This window comes from Candidatus Filomicrobium marinum (genome assembly GCF_000981545.1).
GTDB classification, from domain to species: domain Bacteria; phylum Pseudomonadota; class Alphaproteobacteria; order Rhizobiales; family Hyphomicrobiaceae; genus Filomicrobium; species Filomicrobium insigne.
Window position 1 is genome coordinate 3,212,217 of the sequence record NZ_LN829119.1, and the last position, 23,926, is coordinate 3,236,142.

The 23,926-nt window shown below is 57.9% G+C and carries 23 protein-coding genes and 1 tRNA gene; 4 read left to right on the forward strand and 20 right to left on the reverse strand.

What is annotated here, in order from left to right:
• Positions 1 to 252: 252 nt before the first annotated feature.
• Genes lspA through YBN1229_RS15035 form a run of 3 tightly spaced genes read right to left on the reverse strand, consistent with a single transcriptional unit; the run spans position 253 to position 2,257 of the window.
• Positions 253 to 753, reverse strand: coding sequence for a signal peptidase II (gene lspA / locus YBN1229_RS15025; protein WP_046478476.1), 501 nt, complete (start codon positions 751 to 753; stop codon positions 253 to 255).
• Positions 750 to 1,604 carry a cation transporter gene (locus YBN1229_RS15030; protein ID WP_046478475.1) on the reverse strand — a complete coding sequence of 285 codons (855 nt, stop codon included), beginning with the start codon at positions 1,602 to 1,604 and terminating at the stop codon, positions 750 to 752. Before YBN1229_RS15030 ends, lspA begins: the two co-directional genes overlap by 4 nt.
• Before the next feature lie 17 nt (positions 1,605 to 1,621).
• On the reverse strand, positions 1,622 to 2,257 hold the full coding sequence (locus YBN1229_RS15035) for a cation transporter (protein ID WP_046478474.1): 636 nt from the start codon (positions 2,255 to 2,257) through the stop codon (positions 1,622 to 1,624).
• 84 nt (positions 2,258 to 2,341) lie between these two features.
• Here YBN1229_RS15035 and YBN1229_RS15040 point away from each other — a divergent pair, with 84 nt between their 5' ends.
• Positions 2,342 to 2,749, forward strand: a complete 408-nt coding sequence (locus YBN1229_RS15040; RefSeq protein ID WP_046478473.1) for a MerR family transcriptional regulator — start codon at positions 2,342 to 2,344, stop codon at positions 2,747 to 2,749.
• 445 nt (positions 2,750 to 3,194) lie between these two features.
• Here the strand turns inward: YBN1229_RS15040 and YBN1229_RS15050 are convergent, their stop codons facing one another.
• From YBN1229_RS15050 to YBN1229_RS15090, 7 genes are all read right to left on the reverse strand, one after another.
• Positions 3,195 to 4,394, reverse strand: coding sequence for an AAA family ATPase (locus YBN1229_RS15050; protein ID WP_046478471.1), 1,200 nt, complete (start codon positions 4,392 to 4,394; stop codon positions 3,195 to 3,197).
• A gap of 273 nt (positions 4,395 to 4,667) precedes the next feature.
• A complete protein-coding gene (locus tag YBN1229_RS15060; protein WP_046478469.1) occupies positions 4,668 to 5,216 on the reverse strand; it encodes a hypothetical protein in 549 nt (182 codons plus the stop codon).
• A gap of 851 nt (positions 5,217 to 6,067) precedes the next feature.
• Positions 6,068 to 6,514, reverse strand: coding sequence for a hypothetical protein (locus tag YBN1229_RS15070; RefSeq protein WP_046478467.1), 447 nt, complete (start codon positions 6,512 to 6,514; stop codon positions 6,068 to 6,070).
• A gap of 94 nt (positions 6,515 to 6,608) precedes the next feature.
• Positions 6,609 to 7,925 carry a hypothetical protein gene (locus YBN1229_RS15075; protein ID WP_046478466.1) on the reverse strand — a complete coding sequence of 439 codons (1,317 nt, stop codon included), beginning with the start codon at positions 7,923 to 7,925 and terminating at the stop codon, positions 6,609 to 6,611.
• A 115-nt stretch (positions 7,926 to 8,040) separates the two neighbouring features.
• A tRNA-Lys gene (locus YBN1229_RS15080) sits at positions 8,041 to 8,116 on the reverse strand.
• Positions 8,117 to 8,254: 138 nt separating this feature from the next.
• Positions 8,255 to 9,280: a rod shape-determining protein gene (locus YBN1229_RS15085; protein ID WP_046478465.1), complete on the reverse strand. Its 1,026-nt coding sequence runs from the start codon at positions 9,278 to 9,280 to the stop codon at positions 8,255 to 8,257.
• A gap of 200 nt (positions 9,281 to 9,480) precedes the next feature.
• Entirely contained in the window at positions 9,481 to 11,049 is a 1,569-nt protein-coding gene (locus YBN1229_RS15090; RefSeq protein ID WP_046478464.1) for a 2-isopropylmalate synthase, read from the reverse strand.
• Between the two features lie 407 nt (positions 11,050 to 11,456).
• Here YBN1229_RS15090 and YBN1229_RS15095 point away from each other — a divergent pair, with 407 nt between their 5' ends.
• Positions 11,457 to 12,290, forward strand: coding sequence for an EamA family transporter (locus YBN1229_RS15095; RefSeq protein WP_046478463.1), 834 nt, complete (start codon positions 11,457 to 11,459; stop codon positions 12,288 to 12,290).
• A 27-nt stretch (positions 12,291 to 12,317) separates the two neighbouring features.
• Here YBN1229_RS15095 and YBN1229_RS15100 read toward each other — a convergent pair whose 3' ends face one another.
• The 8 genes from YBN1229_RS15100 to YBN1229_RS15135 all read right to left on the reverse strand — a co-directional run bounded on the left by YBN1229_RS15100 (position 12,318) and on the right by YBN1229_RS15135 (position 21,114).
• Complete coding sequence (locus YBN1229_RS15100; protein WP_046478462.1) at positions 12,318 to 13,232, reverse strand: PhzF family phenazine biosynthesis protein; 915 nt, start codon at positions 13,230 to 13,232, stop codon at positions 12,318 to 12,320.
• A 133-nt stretch (positions 13,233 to 13,365) separates the two neighbouring features.
• Entirely contained in the window at positions 13,366 to 14,133 is a 768-nt protein-coding gene (locus tag YBN1229_RS15105; protein WP_152024999.1) for an NUDIX hydrolase, read from the reverse strand.
• A gap of 875 nt (positions 14,134 to 15,008) precedes the next feature.
• Positions 15,009 to 15,275, reverse strand: a complete 267-nt coding sequence (locus YBN1229_RS15110; RefSeq protein ID WP_046478461.1) for a hypothetical protein — start codon at positions 15,273 to 15,275, stop codon at positions 15,009 to 15,011.
• A 79-nt stretch (positions 15,276 to 15,354) separates the two neighbouring features.
• Positions 15,355 to 16,374: a ketol-acid reductoisomerase gene (gene ilvC, locus YBN1229_RS15115; protein WP_046478460.1), complete on the reverse strand. Its 1,020-nt coding sequence runs from the start codon at positions 16,372 to 16,374 to the stop codon at positions 15,355 to 15,357.
• Between the two features lie 189 nt (positions 16,375 to 16,563).
• The gene (locus tag YBN1229_RS15120) at positions 16,564 to 17,319 is read right to left on the reverse strand and encodes an SDR family NAD(P)-dependent oxidoreductase (protein WP_046478459.1); all 756 of its coding nucleotides are present in this window, start codon (positions 17,317 to 17,319) and stop codon (positions 16,564 to 16,566) included.
• A 101-nt stretch (positions 17,320 to 17,420) separates the two neighbouring features.
• Entirely contained in the window at positions 17,421 to 18,803 is a 1,383-nt protein-coding gene (gor, locus tag YBN1229_RS15125; RefSeq protein ID WP_046478458.1) for a glutathione-disulfide reductase, read from the reverse strand.
• 63 nt (positions 18,804 to 18,866) lie between these two features.
• A complete protein-coding gene (rpiA, locus tag YBN1229_RS15130) occupies positions 18,867 to 19,580 on the reverse strand; it encodes a ribose-5-phosphate isomerase RpiA (protein ID WP_046478457.1) in 714 nt (237 codons plus the stop codon).
• A gap of 103 nt (positions 19,581 to 19,683) precedes the next feature.
• The gene (locus YBN1229_RS15135) at positions 19,684 to 21,114 is read right to left on the reverse strand and encodes an NAD-dependent succinate-semialdehyde dehydrogenase (protein ID WP_280136713.1); all 1,431 of its coding nucleotides are present in this window, start codon (positions 21,112 to 21,114) and stop codon (positions 19,684 to 19,686) included.
• 191 nt (positions 21,115 to 21,305) lie between these two features.
• Between YBN1229_RS15135 and YBN1229_RS15140 the strand changes: the two genes are divergently transcribed.
• Both YBN1229_RS15140 and YBN1229_RS15145 read left to right on the forward strand, forming a co-directional pair.
• Positions 21,306 to 21,980 carry an HAD-IA family hydrolase gene (locus tag YBN1229_RS15140; protein WP_046478455.1) on the forward strand — a complete coding sequence of 225 codons (675 nt, stop codon included), beginning with the start codon at positions 21,306 to 21,308 and terminating at the stop codon, positions 21,978 to 21,980.
• A gap of 118 nt (positions 21,981 to 22,098) precedes the next feature.
• Positions 22,099 to 22,365: a hypothetical protein gene (locus YBN1229_RS15145; protein WP_046478454.1), complete on the forward strand. Its 267-nt coding sequence runs from the start codon at positions 22,099 to 22,101 to the stop codon at positions 22,363 to 22,365.
• A gap of 88 nt (positions 22,366 to 22,453) precedes the next feature.
• Here YBN1229_RS15145 and YBN1229_RS15150 read toward each other — a convergent pair whose 3' ends face one another.
• Positions 22,454 to 23,251 carry a hypothetical protein gene (locus YBN1229_RS15150; RefSeq protein WP_152024998.1) on the reverse strand — a complete coding sequence of 266 codons (798 nt, stop codon included), beginning with the start codon at positions 23,249 to 23,251 and terminating at the stop codon, positions 22,454 to 22,456.
• A 157-nt stretch (positions 23,252 to 23,408) separates the two neighbouring features.
• Entirely contained in the window at positions 23,409 to 23,780 is a 372-nt protein-coding gene (locus YBN1229_RS15155) for a hypothetical protein (RefSeq protein ID WP_046478452.1), read from the reverse strand.
• Positions 23,781 to 23,926: the final 146 nt, after the last annotated feature.

The window sequence follows — 23,926 nt, forward strand, 5'->3', positions numbered from 1 at the left end:
GAATTGTGTCAAGTTGCGTCAATTCAAGTGCGAAGCTTGCCCGCCTGCGCGGCGCGCATGTAACGTGCACACGGCAAGGAGCCGCCCATGATTGACCCCGCCAGCCTCACACCATACGACACGGCAGACCCCGTTGGCGCTCAGCGCCCCTTCGAGCGCTTCGCGTGTCACGCCGGTTGTTACGCTGTTTCGGGTTCCCATATTGGCGCGCTGTGGTCTCATCGAGGCCACTCACGACTGACTGTCACGCGGCTATCTACGGTCTGGTGAACCGCCCGAGCGTCGCGCGGCAACCTGCTCTGACGTCTCTCGCCAATGTTGGAGGAGCAGAAGTCCAACTCCGCAGACAACCGCGACATCAGCCAGATTGAAGGCTGGCCAGTGATAGGCGCCAAGGTGAACGTCCAGAAAATCGATCACTGCGCCGTGCCGCAGTCGATCAAGTACGTTGCCGAGGGCTCCGCCGATTACCAGTCCTAAAGCGGCGCCGAGCAGGCCGTCGTGTGCTCGCCAGAGCCAAATGGACAAGGCACCGACGATGGTGAGACTTAGACAGGAGAGAGCCCACCATGGCGTAATCCCCGCGAGCATTCCGAAGCTCACACCATGGTTGTGGACAAGAACTAAGTTCAGAACGGGCAAGACCTCAACGCCGGTCGCCAAAGCCGAAGCGCCCAGCGCCACAGCCTTGGTCGCCTGATCGAGCGCAAACGCAGCCACTACGCACAGCGCCCCTACTACCGGTGCCCTCATTTGGCCTCCCCCAGATCGGCTCTCGCATCCCGTACGATCGACCATGAGGATTGCAGGAAAAGACCGGCGATCACCATCGCAACTAGAAGGTCGGGCCATGCCGAGCCCGTCCAAGCCACGAGCCCAGCAGCGGCGACCACGGCCGCATTGCCTATGGCATCGTTGCGGCTGAACAGCCAGACCGCCCGCACATTGGCGTCGCCCTTCCGATGCGGGATCAGCACCAAGGCTGCCGCCACGTTCACGGCCAACGCAACGAGCCCGAGGATACCCATGAGTTCAGCATCTGGCGCCTGCTGCACCAACGCGCGGTAGGCTGTCGTGCCGAGGACGCCTAAGCCCAGCGCTCCGAGAAACAGGCCCTGAATAAGGGCAGATCGCGCGCGCCAGCGGAGGCTCCAGCCGATAGCAAGGAGCCCCAAGAATGTGATCAGGCCATCGCCAAGGAAATCCAGGGCATCAGCTTTCAATGCCTGCGAACCCGAGATGAGGCCGCCGGTCATCTCGATCACACCATAACCGACATTCAGAAGAACGACGGTCCAGAGCGCCCTCTTATACGCTGGAGTGATATGGCTCAGGTCTTGCGGCAGATCGTCGAAATCCGCTTCTCCGGTAGTGTCTTCGGATCGGCCCAGACGATCGAGCTGGTAGCCGATACCTGAAACGGCGCGCTCCACGTCGGGCAGTCGCACACCTGCGTTAGCAAGGTGCAACGTCATGATCTGCGTCGCGGTCGAAACCTTCACATCGCCCACGCCCACTGAGCGAACCGCCTTCTCGATCTTGGCGGCGCAGGAAGGACAATCCATACCAGTGACGCGGTAGCGTATCGCTTGCGGCATATTCATAGTTTTCGCTCTCCTGCTTATTCAGCCGCCACGGCAAACGGCGCATGGCGCCGTTCTTCAAGAGCCTGCGTAATGATCAGGAGGGACGACCAGAGAAACAGTCCGGCCATAAGTGCCGCGACCACGAGATCCGGCCACGCGGTCCCGGTTACATAGACGCCGGCCGCTGCTCCCATCACGGCCAGGTTGCCGATGGCGTCATTGCGGCTGCACAGCCAGACCGACCGGACGTTGGCGTCGCCGTCCTTGTAGCGCATGAGGACGAGCACGCTGAGCAGGTTTGCGGACAGCGCCAAAAAGCCCACTGCTCCCATCACGCCAGCACTGGGTAGCCCTAGGATAAGCACCTGGTGGGCCGTCGATCCGAAGACCCAAAGCCCCATGGCGCCGAGGCTGACGCCTTTCACAAGCGCCGCCGTCGCGCGGACCCGGAGCGACATGCCGAGGACGAAAAGACTGATCCCGTAGGTGAGCGTGTCGCCTAAGAAGTCCAAGGCGTCGGCCTGCAAGGCCTGGGAGCCGGCAAGAGCGCCCGCGATCATCTCCACCATGAACATGGCCGCGTTGATCGCAATGACCGCCCATAGCGCCCGGCGGAAGCCGAGCGACATGCCGTCGAACTTGGGTGTTTGATTGCAGCAGCCGGCGGCCATGGGCCCTCCCAGAGAATCTCGCTTTCGGATCGGGTGAGCCGTATGTAGGGCCTACAGTAACTGTAGGTTCAAGAGGAGATTGCGATGTCCAGCTTCGCCATTGGCCACATTGCCGAGGCGGCCGGCTGCAAGGTGCAGACGGTCCGCTACTATGAGCAGATTGGCCTGCTGCCACGCCCTAGGCGGTCTGAAGGAAACCAGCGGCTTTACGGCAAGCAGGATCTGGAGCGGCTGCTGTTCATCCGCCATGCCAGAGAACTTGGGTTTCCGCTCGGGTCAATCCGGGAGCTCCTTAGCCTGTCCGATCAGCCAGATCAGCCTTGTGACGAAGTGGACCGGATCGCACGGACACAGCTTGCGCAGGTCAAACGACGGTTAGCACAGCTCCGAGCCCTTCAGGCGGAACTGCAAGGCATGATTGATCGATGCTCCGGTGGCCGGGTCGCCGACTGCCGCATCATCGAGCGTCTTGCCAAGAGCTACGGCGACTGAGCAGCCGCCCATGTTGGGCGGAGCCACGCAGACGTCTTCTGTCGGGCTAGCGCCGCGTACGCATGGCAGCGAGCAGCACTCCGTCTGCGCCCCCATCGACCGATGACAGCCTACTGCATGCCACCAAGGCAGCGCTCCGGGTCAAAACAAAACGGAAAAATCGGCAGCGGGAACACCCACAAAAACTGCGGGGCGGCGCGCCGCATGGTGGCCAGGGGCTTGGGAAGGACCCATGCCCACGGGGGGGTAGCTGCCCGTGCTTGCGCGGCCTTGGGGCCGCTGCACGAGCCATAGTCGAGCGCTCTCTCGTTGACGTTCGGGACTGCCGGAGGATTGGGTAAGGGGCCGCCATGAGGCGCGAGCCGCTGGCTCTGTGCCGCCCTTGCCCCCTCGCTAGCCGCACGCGCTACGGTTGCCGTTGCGCGCGCCCTTGCCTCAGCTCCCATCAATGCAGCCTCGCCTTCGCTGGCACCGCCATATCCATTGGCGACGCGTCAGCGTCAGCTAGTTCTGATGTTCCCGGCGATGGCTGCGTGTCAGAAACGTTAGAAAACCCCTTATAGGGGTTTTTTTCTAACGCTTTTTTCTGACGCTCGCTGATGTCAGATCGCGTTAGATTTTCTGACGTTTCTAACACTTCTAACGGTTCTGACGGTTCTGACGGTTCTGACGGTTCTAACGAAACTGACGCTTCTGCCAGCGCAACAACGTCACCCTGAATGACGATTAGAGCGCGGCCTTCCAGCTCCTTTCTTGCGCCACTGAATGCCGACCGAAAGGCACCTTCAGTCTTCGACTTGAAGGCTTGCTTGCAAGCCTCACGGAGCGCATTGAGCGTCGTCCTGCCGCCGAGCCTTTTAATTTCCTCCAGCATCCGAGCCGCGCCCTTGGGCAGCGGCTGGCCTTCCGGCTGGCTACTCTCCACTGGCTCGGAATGATCGCGCTCGACGCGCAGCTCCGAGCCGTTGGCGGCGATCCTGAATGGGATTGGCGGAGACAGCTCCATGTCGCGTTGCTTGGTGCAGACGAGACTGGTCACGCCTCGCTTGCAGTCGATTGCGAACGCTGACGTGGCATCGCCTATGACAGCCGAGTGACCGCGCGTCTCCAGGCCGCCGCTCTTGCCTGTGTGGGTCAGTAGGAGGACAGACACGCCGTGCGCTTCGATTTGCTTGAGCAGGACGCCAAGCGCCTTCGTCATGGAGGCGCTAGCGTTCTCATCGGAGCCGCGCATCGCGCTCGTCAAAGCATCCACCACGACCAGTTCGACGGGCGCGCCAAAGCACTCAGACGCCGCCTTGAGAGCGGCGTCAATTGCCTTGGGTGCTTCATCCGCAGTTAGTAATGGAAGCTGCGATGCGACCGCTACGGGCGGCGTAGACGCCGACCCAGCGGCCAATGCTCGAATGCGGCGCTCGGTGCTGTGGGCTGCCTCGTAGGCGATCCACAGCGTCGGGCCGCCCTTAACCGGCATGTCAAGCCAAGTGCCGCCGTCAATGCCAGCCATAACGAGGTTCGTCGCGAGCGCGGTCTTTCCCTTGCCAGCTTGACCCGACAGGACAATCAAGCTGCCCTTTTGGAGATAGCCGTGCACCAGAGAGACTGGCGGCGGCAACGGCTTATCCGATAGGAAACGAATTAGCATCGGCAAGCCCTCAAAAGCACCGCGACCGCTGCGTGCATTGATTTATGAAAGGAGCCGATTTGTTGGAGCCCGATGGCGGTTGCGGCGAATGCCAGCCACTTTCCTTTTGGGCCGCAGATTAGAACCCCGATTTGTTTGTTGTTTCGATACGCAGAAACGTAATTCCGCCCTTGGAATGGCGCAATTAGTTTGAACATAATGGATCATTCTTCCTTTGATCAATTCTCAACGCCGCCGGGTCCCTCGATCCGGCGGCGTTTCTCTTCTCAGAGATTAGGCGACGGCAGCCATTTGGAAACGGTCCCGCATCCCCTCCAATTCAGCCCGGACAGAAGACGCGGCCTCAACGGCATCGTCGTCATGGGCGTGCAGCTCCTGGAACTGGTTTAGGTGGTGAACAGCGGCGGCGATCAGGTCCGGCCAGTACTTGCGAAGCAGCTTGCCGCAATCATCAAACAGGGCCCCGTCCACCTCCCCGGCCGCCTCAAGGTCAGTCGCCGACAGGGCTTTCGCATCGCTGTCCCAGTAGTCGATCAAATCCTCATCGTCTATATCGGCCATGTCATCGCTGGCGAGCATCTCCGCGACATATCCGGCAATCCCAAGAAGCTGATTGTTTCGGCCATTCAGAGGCGGATAGTAGTGGCTCCGACCCCCAACTAGACTTTCCTTTTCTGGGTCTGCGTCATCGTAGAGCCAATTCTCAATAAAGAATTGTTCTACCCCCGCCCATTTGGCGATGACCTTGTGGCCGCACTCATGGACGAGGGCCTTGCAGAGATCGAGCGCGATCATCTTAGGGCGTGAAATAAGCGTGGTCATATGATGCCTCCAGCATGTTAAACGAACGAGTTTCTAGGTGTCGCCGGGGGTCACGCCCCGGCGTTTTTTTATGTCGAGCCCAACGCAATAAACAAAAGGGCGGTGTCTGATTAGGATTGACAGCCCAACGGCTGATAGTTCGGCAGCGACGCAAGCCAACGGGCTTCCTCGTCACTGCGAATGAAAGTCCGACGACCAAGTTTGATGGCGCTCAACTCGCCTGTTTCGAGCAGTCGATAGAAAGTCGTTCGACGGATGCCGTTTCGTCGGCAAAACCGATCTGGAGCGATAAGATTTATTTCGTCATGCTTCATGCGTACTCGACCCCCACTGTTCGCGTCTGTTCAAGTAGATGCGCAAACGGAAAGCGAACACAAGCCCCCGGGGGCGGGAATGAAATTGCCAAGAATTAATGAATACAACCTAGTTGTATTGATAAGGGGTATTAGGCCAACCTAGTTTTAGAGTTTCTCGAACTTGATAAATCACAAAGAATAGCAGGCAAGTGGAAATACCTAAGAAAAACAGTGAGATAAGCGTGTGAAAGCGCGGACATTGCTGACGCAACGTTGATTGGCGTGTTCTTTTGGCCACGCTTTTTTGAAAAACAATGGTTGGGCTGTGGGAAACTCGGCCATCAGAAGGCGATGGCCTTGCATCTATGCGGAATTGATGTATGTCGCGCCCGACGCATGGATCAAGACCATAGGTGAGAAACCGGCGTTTGCCGCATCTTCGACGGCCGGATGGTGGACCCACAGATGCGCCCTAAGTGGCCAGGGCGGGCCACCAAGCGGCGTTGAACCCGGTGGGCGCGCCGGTCACAGGTTCATGACGCTCTCAAGATCGGGCTACCGCCTGTGCTTGGGAATTCTGGCGAGATAGGGACGGTCACGGTCAGTTGTGTGAATGGCGACCCACACCGCACCCGTTTCAAGGTCCCCCACATAGACTGGCACTGCGTCGGCCCATCCCGTCCAATGTGTCCCAGGTGCCAGTACGTTCGGCAGCGGCTTCCCGCTTGGGTGGAATACAGGGTACGAACGATCAAAGTCGAACCGATCCCGCAGTCGATCCCAGAAGCCCGAATACTGATTTACTGTGAAGTGAGTAACAGTCGTTACAGTGTCGCCCCGGTTGGTGACAGTGACGAACACCTCCCGCTTATCTCGGTCCAAGCCTATACTGGCGCGCACAAAAACTTTTGGGCCGCTCTCGAACCAGCGCCGCACTTCCAACACCAGCGCTCCGGTTGCAACGATGGCAGCATATATCGCGGTCCAATCTCCGTATGTCATGCGCCCCCCGGTCTAAGCCGCCATTAGTATCGGCGGTGGTGAGCGCCAAGATCAAGTAGGAGAAAGGCAGCCCACGGGGGCGGCTTGCGGGCCGCTACGGGCTCTTAGGCGGCGTGAAGGCGATCCGCTGAAGCCAGCCTTGAAGGTGTTTGAGCGTTGGACCCGCCCCGTACTTTGGACGGGCGAACTTGTGGCCCATGAGCGTCGCCACAATCTTGTCGGGCGGGTCAAGCGCGGTCAGCCTGTCTTCAAACGAATGGCGCAGCGAATACAGAGTATGGTTCTTCGTCGGGCGCATGCCGCGCCGCTTCATCACCGCGTTGACGTGCGCCGACAGGCCATCGCTCTTATCGCGATAGGTCGGGAAGCCTTTAGGCTGCAACCGCATGGCCGCCAAGGCGCAACCGACCAACGGAATGTCACGCTCGGACTGGTCCGTCTTCAATCTGCGATCAATCGCCTTGACTTGTACGTAGGGAACCGGCGCGGACAGGTGAATGCACTCCGGCGTGAGGTTGACCACCTCCACGGGCCGCAGGCCGCTGTCGGCGCAGACGTACACGACGCGGCGCGCTTCCTCGCTGATCCCGTCGAACGCACCTTCCGCCAGGATCACATTCTGAATGAAGACAGGATCGAACGCGGCCCTCTGCTTCTCCTTGCCGCCTTCTATTCGAAGCTTCGAGTAAGCCGCCAAGGGGATGCCAAGTTGGCGAGCGTCCTCGATCACGCGCAGCATGCGCGTGATGCCTCCGATCTCCTTATTCGCGGTTGAGATTTCCAGCTCGCCCGCAATGATCCTGTCTTGAAGGTGACGACGGAACGCCAAACCATCGGCGCGCGTCAGCTCACCGACCGACTTGTCTCCCACCACCTCAATGAACGTCCGCAGGGGTCGCTCCTTGTGGGTCCGCCAGCGCTGCCGCTGGCGTGGTGACAAGTCTGTCAGCGAAGCACTCTGTTCTTCTTCGAAGGCATCGAGCAGACCGGACAACATGAGCGGCGGACGCTCGACGCCGCCAAGGATCGCCTCGACGACCTTTTCGTCATCCATGAGCCCCGACAGTCTGATCATATCAAGACGGCGACGCACCTCATGCAACGGGCCAGCGACTAGATCGTTGGCTGGCCTATACTCGAAGCCGAAAGACCTTGCGCGACGACGAGCGCGCTCATAGCGGCCATTGTGGTCGGGCTCCAGCCCGGCGTCCAGATCACGCCACTCTTGCTCAAGTTGCTCGTTGATCTGTGGAAGGATGCGACCTGCGTGCGCGCCGCGTGGGTCATCAGCGACGTAAACGCCAGTGCTGATCTTGACGAAGCGCCTCTTATCGACGTGCTGGAAAGCCCTCGGCACGCGGCGAACCAAGTACCAAATACCGCCCCGATTGGTCGGCGTTAAACGCCTCATGCCGCCCCCCCGTTGTACCCCAATTTGTTACCCAAGAAAGGGTACAATGGTGCTTAGCGGATGGCAACGAATTGAAATTTTACGTTTGAAATCAAGCGCCTGCGAAGACGAGACTTGGTAGACCGGGGGAGGTTCGAACTCCCGACAATCCGATTAAGAGTCGGATGCTCTACCAACTGAGCTACCGGTCCACACCAAATGAAAGCGGGGCCTTCAGGCCCCCGTCGGCGCTTGTTAGCACCGAGAGAAATCGCTGTCCAGACGCTTTGAATGTCCATGCGAAGTGCTGGATATAGGCGACCCGCAGCCCTTCGGCAAGTATAAATACACTAGGGTGTTAGCAGTAAATGGCTACGGTCACCCAAGTGCTCCATGACCTTTGCAGCACCACGAATAACGCAGTGCATCGGGTTATCGGGCCGGAAGAATTCAACGCCCACGCGCGCCTCAAGCTCTTGATCAAGCCCATCGAGTAGCGAGCCACCGCCTGTAAGGCATATGCCACGGCTACAGATATCTGCTGAAACTTCCGGGGGGAGGTCCTCGAGGGACCTCTGAATAAACTCTGCAATCAGCTCTATAGGTCCATCGAGCGCTTCCGCAATGTCCGCCGGGCCCAACACGATGCTCTTCGCGCGCCCCTGCCTCAGATCGCGGCCGCGAATGTGGATGTCGAGATCACGGCCGTCGCCACTCACAAGGGCCGACCCAGCTTCAATCTTGATCCGCTCGGCATTCAACTCTCCGATCAGCAGCTGATGCTGTCGGCGAACGTAGCGGATAATTGCCTCATCCATGGCATTACCAGCACATCTGAGAGACCGCGCCTGCAACACGCCCCCAAGCGAAAGTACACCGATGTCTGTCGTCCCGCCGCCGATGTCGATGACCATCGAACCGATAGGCTCATCAACGGGCATCCCCGCACCGATGGCGGCCGCCACGGGCTCATCCAAGAGATAGACTCTGCGCGACCCTGCCGACAACGCTGATTCATAAACGGCGCGCCGTTCGACAGGCGTGGCACCGGCAGGAACGCACACGAGAATGCGCGGCCGGCGAAACCCGAGCATCGTCTTCGTGCGCTTGATGAACTGACGTAGCATTTCTTCAGTCGCGACGAAATCGGCGATGACGCCATCGCGCAACGGCCGGATTACCTCAATATTCTCTGGCGCCCGCCCAGGCGTGCCCTTGGCCTTGAGCCCGACGGCCAAAACCTCGCGCCGCCCACCACTATTGCTGACCGCAACCGCCGAGGGTTCATCCAGGATGATGCCGCGCCCGATCACGTGCACGAGCGTGTTCACTGTGCCGAGATCGATTGCGATGTCATCGGAAAAGACACTCGCCACGCGTTCCGCCTCGTTGATCTAAAATCTATAAAAACGCACATCACCGCGAATGCCGGCACATGCGAGCAAGAGTGCACCCAATAGGACACATAGCTGAACAGCGAACGGTTCGGGATACGACGCGCCGTAACCCGAACCACTACTCGCGAATCTCAATGCAGCAATTTACACTGATTGCAGCCTAACGAACAGGCTGCGGCTTAGCCGAGCGCTTGCGCACGCGCCGTTTTTTCTCGCGTCAATTTCAGCTTGTTCACAGCCGCCACATAGGCGCGGGCCGACGCAACCAATGTATCGGTGTCCGCACCACGTCCCGTGACGGTGCGGCCATCTTCTTCCAATCGCACAGATACTTCCGCCTGAGCGTCCGTACCCTGCGTGACCGCATGCACCTGGTAGAGCTGCAGCGAACCCTGATGCGGCATGATCTCCTTAATGGCATTGAAAGTTGCATCAACAGGACCATTGCCGATTGATTGAACGGTGCGATGCTCGCCTTCCACGTCCAGCGTCAAAGTCGCCGTCTGTGGGCCCATCGTGCCCGCAATCACAGTCAAAGCCACCACCTTCGTCCGATCGTGCATGTGCGCGATTTCTTCATCGACCAACGCTTCGATGTCTTCGTCGTACACATGCTTCTTACGGTCGGCCAACGCCTTGAACCGGGTGAACGCATCCTCGAACTGGTTGTCACCCAGTTCGTATCCCAATTCCTTCAATTTCGAGCGGAAAGCGTTGCGGCCGGAGTGCTTGCCCATGACAAGAGATGTCTTGGACACCCCAACCGATTCAGGCGTCATGATCTCATACGTTTGCGTATGCTTCAGCATGCCGTCCTGATGGATACCGCTTTCATGCGCAAACGCATTACGGCCAACGATCGCCTTGTTGTACTGCACCGGGAAATTGGTGACCGCTGACACAAGCCGCGACGCACGCGACAACCACGTCGTATCGATATTCGTGTGATAGGGGAGAACGTCGGCGCGCGTCTGAATGGCCATAACGACCTCTTCAAGCGCCGCGTTACCCGCACGTTCACCGATGCCGTTGATCGTGCATTCGACTTGCCGCGCACCGCCCGCCACGCCAGCCAAAGAGTTCGCGACCGCCAAGCCCAAGTCGTTATGGCAGTGCACGGAAAACACAGCCTTATCGGAATTAGGTACGCGCTCGCGGACCGCGAGGAACATGTCACGATATTCCTGCGGCGTCGCATAACCGACCGTGTCGGGCAGATTGATCGTTGTAGCACCCGCAGCGATCGCAGCATCGACACATCGGCACAAATACTCGATCGGCGTGCGGGTCGCATCCATCGCCGACCATTCAACGTCCTCGACGAGGTTGCGCGCCTGAGTAACGGTCGCAGTGATGATTTCGAGGACTTCGTCCTGTGACTTGCGCATCTGGTGCGCCAAGTGGATGGGGGACGTCGAAACAAAAGTATGGATACGACCGCGGCGCGCACCCTTCACCGCTTGCCCGCAGCGATCGATATCCGCCGGAATAGCGCGCGCCAAGCCAGCGATCACTGCGTTTTTGGCGCGGTTTGCAACCGTGGCGACAGCCTCGAAATCACCTTCTGAAGCTATCGGAAACCCAGCTTCGATGATGTCGACGCCCATGATGTCGAGCAATTCGGCAACCTCGAGCTTTTCTTCGAAGGTCATCGTAGCGCCGGGGCACTGTTCGCCGTCACGCAAAGTTGTATCAAAAATTACGACGCGATCGGCATCGCTTTGAGCTGATTGGCTATCGTTGGTCATCTGATTTCATGTCTCTCGTCTCTGGCCGGCCCGACATTATGCGTCAGCCTGCACAAGATTGTTGCCTGGCTTCGATCAATTCGATCACCCCTGAGCACTGATCCCACATTAGCTATTGGCCGGGACCCGTTAAGGCTCAGGGGCTGCTAAGCAGCAGGTCTAGAGCGAGCGCACACGTCCGCGGATCCCGCCACGCCAAAATGGCGTGCGAACGGTCACATTCAGCGATTGTCCAATGCATCGGCATTGAGATCAGCGCTCCCGCGTCCCGATTTCGGGAAGGATTCCAACTCTCCCCGCAATAAGGCAAAGCAATTAACAAAATGCAAGAGGAAGTCTCATAGTAAACGAGATTTCTTCCGTCAGCACATGATAGATAGTACGCGGGAATCCAATGGAACAGGGTGATGTCAGCAACGGTTTTTGTAGTCGTCCTGTTCGCAGCAGCACTCCATGCCACCTGGAACGCCATCGTTAAAGGCACCGAGGACACACTTCTAACAACGGCTATGGTAACCGGCTCGGCGGCCTTTTTAGCTGCTCTCGCGCTCCCTTTTGTGACCCAACCCGCCCCGGAAAGCTGGTCATTTATCGCCGTCTCCGTCGCTGTACATATCGCTTATTTCGCTCTGGTCGCTTGGGCCTACCACTTCGCCGACATGAGCCAGGCCTATCCCTTGATGAGAGGCACCGCGCCGCTGCTTGTTGCCCTGACGAGTGGCTACTGGATCGGAGAACACCTCTCGCTCACCGGCTGGATCGGCGTTTCAACGATCTGCCTGGGGATCTTAAGTCTGGCCTTCGGAAGCCGAGGAACAAATACCCGTGGTATAGCGCTCGCGATGCTCAATGCCCTAGTCATAGCGGGCTACACACTGTTGGATGGGATCGGCGCGCGCCTATCCGGCGCGCCCTTAGCCTACAACATGTGGATGTTTCTGCTCACCGGCTTCCTCTTCGCACTCTGGGCGCTTGTGGCAAAACGCAAAAAATTCACCCGCTATGTTGCGCGCCATTGGCACCTGGGCCTCATTGGCGGCTTTGGGACACTCGCATCATATGGATTGGTGCTCTGGGCCATGACCCTTGCCCCCGTCGCCATCATCGCCGCGCTACGGGAAACCTCAATCCTGTTTGGAACAGCCATCGCCGGGATAACCCTCAGCGAACGCATCACCCTCGGCCGGGTCGCCGCAGTGAGTGCCGTCGCCTGCGGAGCAATGGTTTTACGTTTGACATAGGCCTAAGGCCGACAAAGCGGGATCAATTCAAACTTCAATCTGGCCAGAGATAACACGAACAGCGTGCCCCCCAATCCGGACGACGCTGAGCTTGCCGCCTTTCACCACGAGGTTCATCACGATCCGACTGGGCCGGTTCATTTCGAAGCCCTGCTCCAATACGCGTTTGTGAGTTCCGTCAGGCAAACCATCAAACGCCGTAATAACCCCCGCTAGGCAGATCGCCGCGGATCCTGTTGCTGGGTCTTCTGGCACACCTGCCGCAGGGGCAAACATACGCGTATGGAACGCAGCCGTAGTATGCACGCATTGGCGCGTATAGAGGTATGCACCAGCAAGCCCCTGCTCTTCGAACGCCGCGGACCAATGCAAGGTATTCACGTAAGCCTTTTCCATCGCCTCAAGCGACGCGACCGGAATGCAGGCAAACGCGTTTCCCGCCGCAAAGCAGCGGGGGCGATGATTTTCAAATCCGATCTCACTGGGAATGAGACCAAGCCCCGCCGCCAACTTTTCGAGGGGCGGCAACACCCCCGCATCTTGCGGAAGCTTAGGAGCTTCAAATTCAGCGAACGTCGCTTCGCCCGCCTTATGCCGAACGCCAACGCGAACTGTCCCGATCGGCAATTCGAGAGTCACAATAGCATCGCCACAGCCGTTTGCACCGGCGAGCTCCTTGAGATCCGCAAGCAAGATCGCCGTGCCAATGGTCGGATGCCCTGCGAATTGCAACTCCTGCCCCGGTGTGAAGATGCGCACACGTGCCGTATGAGCTGGGTTCTGAGCCGCCGTTACAAAGACGGTTTCCGACAGATTGATTTCACGCGCAATGGCGTGCATCGTCGGCGCATCGAGCCTATCCGCGCCAAGCACAACGCCTAAGGGATTTCCACCGAAGCGCTTATCAGTGAAAACATCGATCGTGTGAAATTCCAGCGACATCCGTATCGAGGGCTCCGGGTAGCTACTAACGTTGGCTTAGTTCCGGCCCCTGGTCCGGAAATCGCGCGGACTTTGCCTTATTCGGTCGCGATTTTAAAGGCATATACGACGAATAGGCCGACCTATAGCGGCATTAGTCACCTGGCGCGGAAAAGACTGCCGGTAGCAGCATCTGCACATAGTCTGCCATAGCGCTCGACGACATGAGATCCCTCTCGCTCACCGCAACAATATCCTCAAGCTCGGGATCGTCCTGCGTCGCGATCCTGTTTAACATCGTGTGCCGCAACGCATCCGCTGGAAGCGCGGAACAGTATTCAACCGCAATCGAAATCTTGGCGCCGAAGACCGTCACATAATACCCCGGGCGACGTCGAAGTTCCTCGGCATTAAGACCGGTTTCCTCCACCAGCTCGCGAGCTATGCTCTCATCAATACTGACAGAACCATCCTCCCGAACATCACGCGGATCGATGAACCCGCCAGGAAGATAAGCCAATCCAGAATTGATGTTGCCCGCCCCTTGCCGGCCCAGCAGAACAGCCCCATCAGCCGACCTGATGAGCGCAGCGCCAAAACCGTCAAAGACACCCGCCTCGGGAAATCCGCTCTCGCGCCAGAACAGATAAGACTTGAAATCCGTCTGGATGAGCTCAGCGAAAAACGTGCCGCTCTCGATGCGCGGCGATTGCATTACGAGAATACCGCCATTGAAGAAGTCGGGATTTTCAGCTTTTCGGCGCCCCCAGTGCGCGGAAATTTCCGCCTCTCTGTTCGTCGCAAAGTCCCACGAACACCTCTCAAGACATAAGCAACAATTGCGAACGCGCAGAACCTCACGCGTCGCGCCAAACGGCACTTTGCCAATCAAACTGCGCCCCTCGAAAAGAATACAAGACACGATAAGCCGTGCCCTCTGATGCCTGAATTGGCCGATGGGCAACACACTCACATCAGAATCACAAAAACACAGCACACCGCATTGACCGGTCGGCCCTCGCACCCGAAAATTGGCCCAGTGAATTCGTCAATTTCGAGTATAAAAATTCGGCAAAAGTGTTTTTGTGAACATTGTTTCAGCACATTTCAAAGATCTTACTGCACGTCACTTTTTTATCACGATTGAAACAATTTTCCGCCGCCGGTGAAGCTTGAAATCCTTAACCAAGCGGACGCTGACAGGGGGTTCTTGACGCGCCGCTAGAGAAGGCCTGAAGCAATGCTGCGCTTCCGGGATTCTTTTCAGGGGGTTTTGGGGACAATCACACCCAACATCACTGAATTTGCAAGATAGCCGTTCGGCCCCTTGGCACACCTGTGCCCGAGCCGGACCGCAGTTTCCGATGTTTGTGCTGTCGAGATAGACGGCGCGCGAGCGCGCGCCGCATCAAGGCCCGATCACGCCGGGCTCGAGTGGAGACCTTACCGGGGAACCGCTCGTATGACAGGAGATGAAGGTCCCCGCTTCTTCGTCGCCTGTTAGGATGCTCGTCCGCCCAAGTCGCGACTGCGACAACGGGCGGACGAGTAGCTGCTGGAAGGCTCGTGCTGCTGCACCGCCACACACCTCCCTCCCCGACGCGGTGGCGCGAGTCTTCCGGTAGCACCCTAATAATCAGAATGCGTCCCACTCAGACTTTGTGCCAATTCTCATCAGCACATAAGCAGACGACCGTTACATCACAGCAGCGAAGGCAGCCAACAAAGTCCGCTGGCGCGTTTCCCACTATATAGGGAAAACGCGCCATGTAAGACTCTAGAGATATCGCAGGATGGTTAGAGGCATCCGGTGAAGGTCGTGCCGCACTTCACGTATTGAATTTCATCCCAAGCACAGCACGGAACCGACTTATCGCAGACCCAAACGGTCTTTTCGCCGTTCGGGAACTTATATTTACAGACTTTTTCGTCTTTGCCGGCAGAGCGCGTCGGGCTTGGCCACGACTTCATCGACCGAGCCTCGCCTTCAGCACCCATTACCGCCGAAGTCGGCATAAGAGCCATAAACACGGCGGCAGCAACAACAGCAGACACCACGCGCATGAAATCACACTCCTTCAAGGATAGCTTTCGCGCGCGCAGTTTGCGTCTGCTTGCGTCTCGGCGCTAGAGCGCCAAGGCATCAGTTGCGAGACTTATCCACCAAAGCCTTGTCTTTGATCCAGGGCATCATGCCGCGCAGCTTGCCGCCGACTTCCTCGATCTGATGCGCGTCGTTGAGACGACGAATGCCCTTGAAGCGGGCCTGGCCAGCCTTGCATTCCTGCATCCACTGCGACGTAAACTGACCCGTCTGGATTTCGCGCAGAACGCGGCGCATCTCTTCCTTCGTCTCAGGTGTGATGATGCGCGGTCCAGAAACATACTCGCCCCACTCCGCGGTGTTGGAGATGGAGTAGTTCATGTTTGCAATGCCGCCTTCGTAGATCAGGTCGACGATCAGCTTCACTTCGTGCAAGCACTCGAAGTACGCCATTTCCGGAGCGTAACCGGCTTCAACCAGCGTCTCGAAACCAGCGCGGATCAACTCAACGAGGCCACCGCAAAGCACGACCTGCTCACCGAACAGGTCGGTTTCGCATTCTTCCTTGAAGGTCGTCTCGATTACGCCGGATCGGCCACCACCGACGCCGCACGCATAGGACAGCGCCAGTTCATGCGCATTGCCGGACGCATCCTGATGGATTGCAATGAGGCAGGGCACACCGCCGCCCTTCTCATATTCGCCACGCACCGTGTGTCCCGGACCCTTCGGCGCGATCATGACGACGTCGACCGTATTCTTCGGCTCAATGAGATTGAAGTGAACGTTGAGACCATGCGCGAATGCGATCGCTGCACCGTCCCTAATGTTGTCGGCGATATTGTCCCGATAGATGTCGGCCTGCAATTCGTCAGGCGTCGCCATCATCATCATATCGGCCCAGCCAGCGGCTTCTTCCACCGACATCACCTTGAAGCCGTCGGCTTCCGCCTTTTTGACCGTCGACGAACTGAGGCGCAGTGCAATAACAATATCTTTGACGCCAGAGTCGCGCAGGTTCAGTGCATGCGCACGGCCCTGCGAACCGTAGCCAATGACCGCTACCTTCTTGGATTTAATGAGATTGAGGTCGGCGTCGCGATCATAGAACACGCGCATGGGTTGCCCCTTTCGGTTGTTGTTGTTCGTCGATTAGACTTGCGAGAGATTGGGCGGCGAGGGCACATAAGGCAACCAGCCGCTTAAGAACGCGCGAACCTACTACCCAAGGCCAGAGCTTTTCAATGGTTTCGGCACATTGACGCGCGAATTTGCTTCACCCAGCCTCCCATAAAGTAGATCCAAGCCTCAAAGCGAGGCCGACATTCCGCCATCAACGGCCAATTCGGCCCCCGTAACGAAGGCGGAATCGTCGCTGGCGAAGAACAGCGCCGCCTTGGCGACCTCTTCACTGGTCCCAAACCGCCGCATGGGCGTTCTGTCGATAAGCGCCTTGTTTACCATGGGGTTGCGAAGCACACGCTCCGTCAGCGACGTCTCAATAAAGCCCGGTGCCAAAGCGTTTACGCGGATCCCAAACGGCGCGTATTCGACAGCGAGTGCGCGCGTCAGCGCCGCAACGGCACCCTTCGAGGCTGAATAAGCCGCGAGCTGCCGCATCCCGCGATGCCCCATGATCGAGGCAATATTGATCAGCGAGCCGCTCCCGGCTGCCTTCAAGAGCCCAAAGCCATCGCGCGCGATGCGGACGACACCGTCCAGATTGACTTCGCGAATGCGCTCCCACTCCGCGTCCGCCAAATGCCGGAAATCGGCACGGACATTTAAACCGGCGTTGTTAACGATGACGTCCGCACGGCCATGGGCACTTTCGACCGCGCGAAAAAGAGCCTGGACATCCTGTCCCCGCGACACATCAACGGTGAAAGGCGTCGCCTGTCCCCCATTGGACGCGATTTCGCCAGCGACCCGCTCCGCGCCGTCGCCGTCAACGTCTGTGACGTGCACATGTCCACCTTCAGCGGCAAAGACATGCGCGATACCCCGGCCAATGCCGGAAGCCGCACCGGTCACCACGATGATTTTGCCATCGAGCCGTCGCATGATCCCTCACAAAATGGATTTGACGGCACTCATAGCCGCGCGCGATGCCACGTGCAATCAGCCAAGCCGTAACGTCCCTAACAGACATGTCTCCGAGGGACTCATTCGGCAGCGGCTGCTACGGGTTGCCACTTTTGCCGCATGGTCACGAATTCTTCCGCAGCACTCGGATGCAGCGCCATCGTTTGATCGAACTGTGCTTTCGTCACGCCGATGCGCAAAGCAATGGCCGCCATCTGAACGATTTCAGCGGCACCCTCTCCGATGACGTGACACCCAACAACGCGCCCGGATTCCCCGTCAACCAGCAGCTTCATGAGCATTTTCTCATCGCGGCCGGATAACGTGGCCTTCATCGGCCGGAATTCGGATTTGTAGACGTCGAGCTTGGCGCACCGTTCACGGGCATCGCACTCGCCAAGCCCCACCGTCCCAATCTCCGGTGTCGAGAACACCGCCGTCGGGATCATCTCGTAAGAAACCAACCGCGCGTTGTTCCCAAACTGGGCATCCGCAAATGCATGCCCCTCAGCAATGGCGACCGGCGTAAGATTAAACCGGTCACAGACGTCACCAACCGCGAAGATGTTCTCAACGTTCGTCCGTTGCTCGTCATCAACAACGATGCTTCCGTTCCATCCGCGCTCAACGCCAATGGCATCGAGCCCGAGCCCCACAACGTTCGGATTGCGGCCGATCGCCAACATGATCTCGTCCGCTTCCAAGGTGGAGCCGTCGTCAAGATGACCAACGAGCCGACCGTTGACCTTTTCAAGCTTGGTGAACACCCGCCCTAAGACGAGCTTGATTCCGCGCTTGGTGTAAGCAGTTGTTAGCCCATCGCGTAAATCATCGTCAAAGCCACGTAATATTTTGTCACCGCGATAAACGATCGTCGTGTCGACACCGAGCCCGGCGAAGATGCCCGCGAACTCGATGGCTATGTAACCACCGCCATAAATGACAATACGCTCCGGTAAGCGCTTTAGGTGAAACGCCTCATTCGACGTGATCCCCAATTCATGGCCTTCAAGCTTTGAGTCGACAAATGGCGTGCCGCCCGTCGCAATGAGCACTTTGTCCGCAGTCACCGTCCGGCCGGAAGTCTTAAGCCGCAAGGTGTGCGCATCGACAAACTCTGCCCGTTCACCGAACACGGTGACACCCGCTCTTTCAAGAGTACCACCATACAGACCCTCGAGGCGGCTGATCTCTTTGTCCTTTGCGGCGACAAGGCTCGGCCAATCAAACTTAGTCGAACCAACAGACCAGCCGTAACCCGCGGCATCTTCAAACTCATCGGCATAGCGCGACGCGTAGACGAAAAGCTTCTTCGGCACGCAGCCCCGGATCACACACGTGCCGCCAAGCCGATATTCCTCAGCTAGGCCCACTCGTGCGCCATATCCGGCTGCAATGCGCGCAGCGCGAACGCCACCCGAACCGCCACCGATGACAAACAGGTCGTAATCGTAATTGCTCATAACTTCACCGGAAGTAGAAAGACTCAGAACCGAGACAGAAGTTTCTCACTAACGACGCTTAATTTAGATCTCGCCGCTGTAATCTGTTTCCAGAACCTCGATCCCCTCGGCAGCAGACAGGATTGCGACATCCGCGATCCCGATAAACAGCCCCGTTTCAACCACGCCGGGCACCAACTTCAATGCGTCATCAAGCCCTTCCGGATCTTCGATGCGGCCAAAGGCGCAATCGAGGATCACGTTGCCGCTGTCCGTCATGAACGGCTTGCCGTCGGCTCCCATTCTGAGAGAGATCTCCCCCTCGCATCCCGCGTCCGCGGCGAGAAGCTCAACGAGATTGCGCGTCGCGCCGAGCCCAAACGGTACAATCTCTAACGGCAGAGGAAATGCACCCAGGGTTTTGACAAGCTTGCTCTTGTCCGCAATGATCACGACCTGCTCCGAAGCCGTAGCGACGATCTTCTCGCGCAATAGCGCGCCGCCACCGCCCTTGATCATGCGCAATTCAGCGTCGATTTCATCGGCCCCATCGACGGTCAAATCAAGCACTGGGAATTCATCGAGTGTCGCGAGCTTAATGCCGAGCTTCTCCGCCTGCGCCCGTGTCGCCTCAGACGTTGGGACTCCAACGATGTCGGAAAGGCCTTCGCGCACACGCGCCGCCAAAAGATCCACAAAATGCGCGGCTGTCGATCCCGTCCCGAGACCAACCCGCATCCCCGCCTCAACGAATTCGACAGCTTTCGCCGCCGCTTGACGCTTCAGCTCATCCGACATTCTGACTATCCTTGGCTTGCGGCCGCTCAGCTAATTCGGCCAGAAGAGTTCGATAATGCGCGCAACCACTCGAGGGCTGCGCGCCCGAAAATTATGGCGAGGACTAAAGACCACCCATCAGCACATACTTCGTATCAAGAAATTCCTCGATACCGTGATGAGAGCCTTCACGCCCCAGGCCCGATTGCTTAACACCACCGAAGGGGGCCAGTTCGGTCGACATCACACCTTCGTTGACACCAACCATTCCGTATTCGAGAGCCTCAGCGACACGCCAAACGCGACCGATATCGCGCGCATAGAAGTAAGCCGCAAGCCCAAACTGCGTATCGTTGGCTTGTGCGACAACGTCGGCTTCGTCAGTGAACCTGAACAGAGGAGCAACAGGACCGAATGTTTCTTCCCGCGTCACCTTCATGCTGGAATCGACATTCGCTAGAACCGTAGGCTGGAAAAACGTGCCGCCACGGTCATGCCGGCTTCCGCCGATGAGAACACGTGCGCCCTTGTTCACAGCATCGGCGACATGATCTTCCACCTTGGCAATGCCTGCTTCGTTGATCAGTGGGCCAATCTCAACGCCAGATTCCGTACCTGCCCCAACCTTGAGCTTCGCCGCCCCTGCTGACAGCTTCTCCGCAAAAGCATCATAGACCTTGTCCTGTACATAGATCCGATTGGCGCAGACGCACGTTTGACCCGCATTCCGGAACTTCGAAGCCAACGCACCTGCAACGGCCTGATCGATATCCGCATCGTCGAACACGATGAACGGCGCATTCCCGCCCAGCTCCAGCGACACTTTTTTGATCGTACTAGCCGCTTGCCCCATGAGAATGCGGCCCACTTCCGTCGAGCCCGTGAATGTGACGACACGTACCAGCGGATTCGTCGACAGTTCTTTGCCGACCGTCGCCGCATCCGCAGTGGTGATGACATTCAAAACGCCTTTGGGAACACCAGCACGAACGGCAAGTTCTGCAAGAGCGAGCGCAGAGAGAGGCGTATCCTCCGCAGGCTTCACAACAGCAGTGCATCCCACCGCGAGCGCGGGACTGACTTTCCGTGTAATCATCGCATTGGGAAAATTCCACGGCGTGATCGCCGTAACGACACCGACTGGCTGTTTCAAAATAACCGTACGCGCCCCTGCCTTGAAGGTCGGCAGCGTCTCGCCGTAAACGCGCTTGGCCTGCTCGGCGAAGAATTCGACAAAGCCCGCACCGTACATTATCTCACCGCGCGCCTCACTCAGTGGCTTTCCTTGCTCTTTGGAAAGAAGAAGCGCCAGCTCATCCGCATGTTCGATGATCAGCTCGTACCAACGGCGTAGGATGGCGGTGCGCTCCTTGGCAAGAAGCTTCGACCAGGCCGGAAATGCGTTGTGAGCAGCCTCAATCGCTGCTTTCGCTTCAGCCACGCCGAGATCGGGGACGCGCGCAATCTCTTCACCGGTCGCTTTGTCGGTAACAGGCATCGCAGGAGTGCCAACCCAAGCCCCATCGATGAGAGCTTGCGTCTTAAGAAGCGTCATGACCTTTTTATCCATAACCTAGCCTTTCTGGCCCGCTGATTTATGCGCGCACTATTTAAAATCGGCCCTAGCGCCTGGACCCGCCTGTAGGTTTTGTGTAAGCGCGCAATAGTCGTCATTCAACCTACACCCGACTGGTAGTCGCAATTTCACCACCCCATCACAACCAACCAAACCTAAGGAACGCCAGCATGCGCGATGCGACGGTCGTCTTTGATCTCGATGGCACTCTGGTCGACACGGCACCCGATCTCATCCACGCTGCCAACCACGTTCTTGAACTGTGCGGCATTCCCGCAGTCACGCCAGCAGATCTGCGACCCTGGATCAGCTTTGGCGCGCGGCGGATGATTATCGAAGGCCTGCGGCAGTCTGGTATGGAAAAAACCGACGAAGACGTCGATCAACTCCTTGCCAGCTTCTTGAGCCACTACAGCGAAAACATCGCCGCAACCAGCCGTCCTTTCGAAGGAGCCCGCGACGTTATAGGCCGTCTCCGCATCGCGGGCAGCCGATTGGCCATTTGTACCAACAAACGCGAAACATTATCGCGACAACTCCTTACCGAACTGGCTTGGCTCGACAGCTTTGATGCATTGGCTGGACGCGATACTTTTCCAGTCTGCAAACCCCACCCCGATCACCTGTTCGGCGCCGTTAAACTTGCAGGCGGAGAGCTCACGCGCGCGATAATGGTTGGTGACAGCCCAACCGATGTGGCCACCGCCCGCGCCGCCGGAATTAAAGTCATCGCCGTTTCTTTTGGTTATACTGAAGTGCCTCCGGAAGATCTGGGAGCTGATATCCTGATCCACCACTACGGTCAGCTGGAACAGGCTCTACAGGAATTGTTGGGCTCCGACTGACACAATGTGTAGGCCTCAAGCCACACTCCAAAGCACCATTGCACTTGTCCTTGAAGAGCCATATTCAACCGCAAGATACGCTCGGCCGTAACGGCTCTCAAAAGAGGAAACCTAAGACATGATCAAACGTATCGTCCTCGCCGTCGCTGCAGGCCTCCTCGTCTCCAGTCCCGCTTTCGCACAGGATGTGGCCGCTAACGTTGACGATTGTCTGAAACAGGCCTTTGACCTGGCTCAATCGGCCGAGGAAAAGAACCTCCCTGATGCCAAGCTCGATAAGCTTGAAGAGCTCTTGACCACCATGGAGGGGCACTGCGACTCTAACAAATTTGACGAAGCCGCCACTGTCGCCGGCCAAATCAAGACCGAAATTGAAACGCCGTAGCCGTTTGGCGCAATGTGGCGATAACCCAACGGAACAATGGCTGCAGCATCTCGTGCTGGCGAACAACCGCCGATGTCTTTGGCCGCCCTTATCCGTTCCCGAGAAGAGTATCCTCTGGCGGCAGATCCCAGCCGACCATGCGGTCCATCGCGTCGAGATGAACCACGGCTCTTAACCGCGACATGTCGCGTCGGGCTGCAGGCAACAACGCCCGGCCCTTTCGGCTGAAGCCAATGCTTCGCACAGCGCGGTGGTGCCAATCCATGTGCCCGCTGATGGGATCGAATTTCAGCTTGATGACGCGGCGGATCATATCGACTTCGCAAGTACCCATCAGTCCTGCACAGGCTAGTGTGCCCTTCACTTCCTCTTCGGTGGCCTCAAGATCAACCAGCCGATCAAGAATGGCCACAAACTGCTGATACCCGCATAAGCCCCTTTCGCTGATCTCCTCGAGCACAGCACCAACGGCGGCAGGGCTGAGACACCGCCTGAGGTTACTAATCAACGCGTCGTGCGCTTCCGGTGAAACCTCAATGGATGTCGCCCGTATAATGCGCGTAGCAGGCGCACGCCGGCGCACATCTTTAGTACCAACGAGAACAAGCCGTCCGCCAACCCGATGAGCCTGCCTCTCCGTACCGCCCGACGACGGGACCACACTCACGGCATTGCGGCGAAGCATCGAACGAGGACGAGCCTTAAGTCCGATGACTTCAGGTCGTTCCCGGCTAAAGCGAGCGCCTAAAATACGCCGATAAATCGTATCGTTGATAACGATCAGAAACGCGAGAGGCCCAAGGAATACATTACGAAGCCATTCCCTCCAGCCACGATGGTGGCGGGTGGCTGATTTGGTGCTCTTAGGTGAGGATGCGTCGGTCACGCGGCCTCGGCACGATTAGGGTTTACTAGAGACGGAAATTGGGAAGATACAGAACGGTCCCATCCCCAACGTCTCCACTCTCACTTCATGTCAGTCATGTTACAGGCAACGACCGACCTTAGAGAAGCCCCAATAGTAGAAACCGAGTATTTTTCCCTCAAACCCCGCAGGCAGCGATTATAAGCGCCTGAACCTGCGCCATCCGCAGCGCAAACGCCTCCTGCCACTTAGGATCCGCCGTGCGCTTTGCCTCGAACTCTTTGATATAGCGTTCCTTATCGCGCCAATAGTAAAATGCCATTTGCTTGTCTTCGAGGCTCATCCGATCCGGATCGCTCATAAGCTTCTGCTCGCATTCGCAAGACTTGGGATTACGATTTTCGACGGTGGCGCAGTTATCATACGCCGCGCTGAGAAAGCCTTGTTCACTGAACTCTGGCTTATCATCGGCCAACGTGACGGAGGCGCCGAACCCCACCAAAGCCACAAGCACACCGAAAGACCGAACAAACGTCAAAATACGAGCCATAAGGGGTCTCCTCCAAACCGCAAAGTACCGGTCGCACACAAGAATTCGCGTGTTCTCATTGTCGGCCCCGCCGAACGCCACGTCTGAACCCCAGTCCATAAGCATCTGAGCAACAAGAGCGCAAGCCTCCCTGTCGGCCCCCGCCC

What these genes read in the sequence shown, in the direction of transcription:
- lspA (WP_046478476.1), bottom strand. Translation starts at nt 753, where the DNA reads ATGAGGGCACCGGTAGTAGGGGCGCTGTGCGTAGTGGCTGCGTTTGCG.
- YBN1229_RS15030 (WP_046478475.1), bottom strand. Translation starts at nt 1,604, where the DNA reads ATGAATATGCCGCAAGCGATACGCTACCGCGTCACTGGTATGGATTGT.
- YBN1229_RS15035 (WP_046478474.1), bottom strand. Translation starts at nt 2,257, where the DNA reads ATGGCCGCCGGCTGCTGCAATCAAACACCCAAGTTCGACGGCATGTCG.
- YBN1229_RS15040 (WP_046478473.1), top strand. Translation starts at nt 2,342, where the DNA reads ATGTCCAGCTTCGCCATTGGCCACATTGCCGAGGCGGCCGGCTGCAAG.
- YBN1229_RS15050 (WP_046478471.1), bottom strand. Translation starts at nt 4,394, where the DNA reads ATGCTAATTCGTTTCCTATCGGATAAGCCGTTGCCGCCGCCAGTCTCT.
- YBN1229_RS15060 (WP_046478469.1), bottom strand. Translation starts at nt 5,216, where the DNA reads ATGACCACGCTTATTTCACGCCCTAAGATGATCGCGCTCGATCTCTGC.
- YBN1229_RS15070 (WP_046478467.1), bottom strand. Translation starts at nt 6,514, where the DNA reads ATGACATACGGAGATTGGACCGCGATATATGCTGCCATCGTTGCAACC.
- YBN1229_RS15075 (WP_046478466.1), bottom strand. Translation starts at nt 7,925, where the DNA reads ATGAGGCGTTTAACGCCGACCAATCGGGGCGGTATTTGGTACTTGGTT.
- YBN1229_RS15090 (WP_046478464.1), bottom strand. Translation starts at nt 11,049, where the DNA reads ATGACCAACGATAGCCAATCAGCTCAAAGCGATGCCGATCGCGTCGTA.
- YBN1229_RS15095 (WP_046478463.1), top strand. Translation starts at nt 11,457, where the DNA reads ATGTCAGCAACGGTTTTTGTAGTCGTCCTGTTCGCAGCAGCACTCCAT.
- YBN1229_RS15100 (WP_046478462.1), bottom strand. Translation starts at nt 13,232, where the DNA reads ATGTCGCTGGAATTTCACACGATCGATGTTTTCACTGATAAGCGCTTC.
- YBN1229_RS15110 (WP_046478461.1), bottom strand. Translation starts at nt 15,275, where the DNA reads ATGCGCGTGGTGTCTGCTGTTGTTGCTGCCGCCGTGTTTATGGCTCTT.
- ilvC (WP_046478460.1), bottom strand. Translation starts at nt 16,374, where the DNA reads ATGCGCGTGTTCTATGATCGCGACGCCGACCTCAATCTCATTAAATCC.
- YBN1229_RS15120 (WP_046478459.1), bottom strand. Translation starts at nt 17,319, where the DNA reads ATGCGACGGCTCGATGGCAAAATCATCGTGGTGACCGGTGCGGCTTCC.
- gor (WP_046478458.1), bottom strand. Translation starts at nt 18,803, where the DNA reads ATGAGCAATTACGATTACGACCTGTTTGTCATCGGTGGCGGTTCGGGT.
- rpiA (WP_046478457.1), bottom strand. Translation starts at nt 19,580, where the DNA reads ATGTCGGATGAGCTGAAGCGTCAAGCGGCGGCGAAAGCTGTCGAATTC.
- YBN1229_RS15135 (WP_280136713.1), bottom strand. Translation starts at nt 21,114, where the DNA reads ATGACGCTTCTTAAGACGCAAGCTCTCATCGATGGGGCTTGGGTTGGC.
- YBN1229_RS15140 (WP_046478455.1), top strand. Translation starts at nt 21,306, where the DNA reads ATGCGCGATGCGACGGTCGTCTTTGATCTCGATGGCACTCTGGTCGAC.
- YBN1229_RS15145 (WP_046478454.1), top strand. Translation starts at nt 22,099, where the DNA reads ATGATCAAACGTATCGTCCTCGCCGTCGCTGCAGGCCTCCTCGTCTCC.
- YBN1229_RS15155 (WP_046478452.1), bottom strand. Translation starts at nt 23,780, where the DNA reads ATGGCTCGTATTTTGACGTTTGTTCGGTCTTTCGGTGTGCTTGTGGCT.